Genomic DNA, 2,249 nt, shown 5'->3' on the forward strand with positions numbered 1-2,249 from the left:
GTGCAGGGGAAACCGGCGCGCATCTGGATGAAGATGAACGCACTCGTCGATCCGATTATCATCGACGCGCTCTACGATGCCAGCCGGGCCGGCGTCGAGGTCGACCTGGTCGTGCGCGGCATCTGCTGCCTGAGGCCGCAGGTTCCGGGCCTGTCGGAAAACATCCGCGTAAAATCGATCGTCGGCCGTTTTCTCGAGCACAGCCGCATCTATTGTTTCGGCAACGGTCACGGCCTGCCGTCGGACGAGGCGATCGTCTACATCTCCTCGGCCGATCTGATGCCGCGCAATCTCGACCGCCGCGTCGAAACCATGGTGCCGATCACGAATCCAACTGTGCACGAACAGATCCTTGGCCAGATCATGCTGGGCAACATCATGGACAATCAGCAAAGTTTCGACGTATTGGCTGATGGAACCTCCCGGCGCGTCGTGCTGGAGGAGGGCGAGGAACCGTTCAACGCGCAGGAATATTTCATGACCAATCCGAGCCTGTCGGGACGGGGTGACGCGCTGAAGTCGCATGCGCCCAAGCGCATTGCGCAGTTCAAGCGCCGCAAGAAGAACGCTGCAGCGTCCGGCTGATGCTGTCTGATTCCCAGGGCCGGCTGCAGGACCGCCGACCGCTGTCCATCATCGACATCGGATCGAACTCGATCCGCCTCGTCGTCTATGAGGGGCTGGCGCGCTCGCCGACCATGCTGTTCAACGAAAAGATGCTGGCCGGTCTCGGCCGGGGCATCGTTTCGACCGGCAAGCTCGACCCCGAGGCGGTGACGCGCTCGATGGAAGAGTTCCGTCGCTTTCGCGCGCTTTCCGACCAGGCCGGCGCCGAGCAGATGTATGTGCTGGCCACCGCCGCGGCCCGCGAGGCGGTCAATGGCCCTGATTTCATCCACCGCGCCGAGGAGGTGCTGAAGACCGAGATCCGTGTCATCAGCGGCCGTCAGGAAGCGTATTATTCGGCGCTCGGCGTCATTTCCGGCTTCCATCCGGCCGACGGCATCGCCGGCGATCTGGGCGGCGGCAGCCTCGAACTGGTCGACGTCGCCGGCGAAGCGATCGGCGACGGCATCACACTGCCGCTGGGCGGCTTGCGCCTGCAGGACATGGCGAAGAACTCGCTGACCCAGGCGGCGAAGATCGCGCGTGACGAACTGGCGAAGGCCAAGCTGCTGAAAGGCGGGCAGGGCAGGCCTTTCTACGCCGTCGGCGGCACCTGGCGAAATCTCGCCCGGCTGCACATGGAAATGACCAACTATCCGCTTGGCGTCATGCACCATTACGAGATCTCGGCCGAAAGCGCGGCGAATTTCCTCAAGCAGGTGGCCAAAGCCGAGATCGAGAAGGTCAAGGGCATCGAAGGCGTTTCCAAGAACCGCCGTTCGCTGCTGCCCTATGGCGCCGTCGTGCTGCAGGAGATCATGGCGGCGATGCAGCCGTCGAAGATCATCGTCTCGGCGCTCGGCGTGCGTGAAGGCTTTCTCTATTCGCTGCTCGACGAGGCGGAGCAGAAGGCCGATCCGCTGATTTCGGCCTCGGAGGAGCTTGCACGCCTGCGCTCGCGCTCCGTCACCCATGCGCATGAACTTGTCGACTGGACCGCCAAAACCTTTGCCGCCTTCGGCATCGACGAGACCGAGGACGAGGCGCGCTATCGCCACGCGGCCGCATTGCTGGCCGATATCGGCTGGCGCGCGCATCCCGAATATCGCGGCAAGCAATCGCTCAACATCATCGCGCACGCCTCCTTCTTCGGCGTCGACCATCCCGGCCGTGCCTTCCTGGCCATGGCCAACGCCTATCGTCACGACGGCATCTTCAACGAAGCCATCGCCCCCGAGATCAAGGCGTTGGCGCCGCCGCGTTATCTGGAGCGGGCGCGCGTGCTCGCCGCGATGATGCGCGTCGTCTACCTGCTGACGGCGTCGATGCCGGGCATCATGCCCAGGCTGAAATGGGAACAGCGCGCCAACGGCGTGCTGGCGCTGGTCTTGCCGGCATCGCTGGCCGATCTCTATGGCGAGCGGCCGGCCGGGCGCCTGGCGCAACTGGCAAGGATCACCAACCGCCGTCTGGTGCTGGCTGTCGAGGGTGGGCCCAGCATGTCGGTGAAGTAGGGCGTGTCGGTCAAGTAGGCGTTACGCCGAACCACGCCCGTCGACGCAGGGCCATGGACTCTTGCGAAGAGGACCCCCACCCTAGCCCTCCCCACAAGGGGGAGGGAACGCTGCCGCGTGCCTCTAATT

At 64.3% G+C, this 2,249-nt stretch carries 2 protein-coding genes; both read left to right on the forward strand.

Annotated features, from left to right (window positions below):
• Positions 1–585 (forward strand): phospholipase D-like domain-containing protein (locus EN906_RS31500; RefSeq protein WP_348629297.1); only part of this gene is annotated, 585 nt, incomplete at its 5' end.
• Positions 585–2,120, forward strand: coding sequence for an exopolyphosphatase (ppx, locus tag EN906_RS31505; protein WP_127270757.1), 1,536 nt, complete (start codon positions 585–587; stop codon positions 2,118–2,120). The genes EN906_RS31500 and ppx, both read left to right, overlap by 1 nt.
• The last annotated feature ends 129 nt before the right edge of the window (positions 2,121–2,249 follow it).

Source organism: Mesorhizobium sp. M7A.F.Ca.CA.004.06.1.1 (assembly GCF_003999135.1).
Taxonomy (GTDB): domain Bacteria; phylum Pseudomonadota; class Alphaproteobacteria; order Rhizobiales; family Rhizobiaceae; genus Mesorhizobium.

What these genes read in the sequence shown, in the direction of transcription:
- ppx (WP_127270757.1), top strand. Translation starts at nt 585, where the DNA reads ATGCTGTCTGATTCCCAGGGCCGGCTGCAGGACCGCCGACCGCTGTCC.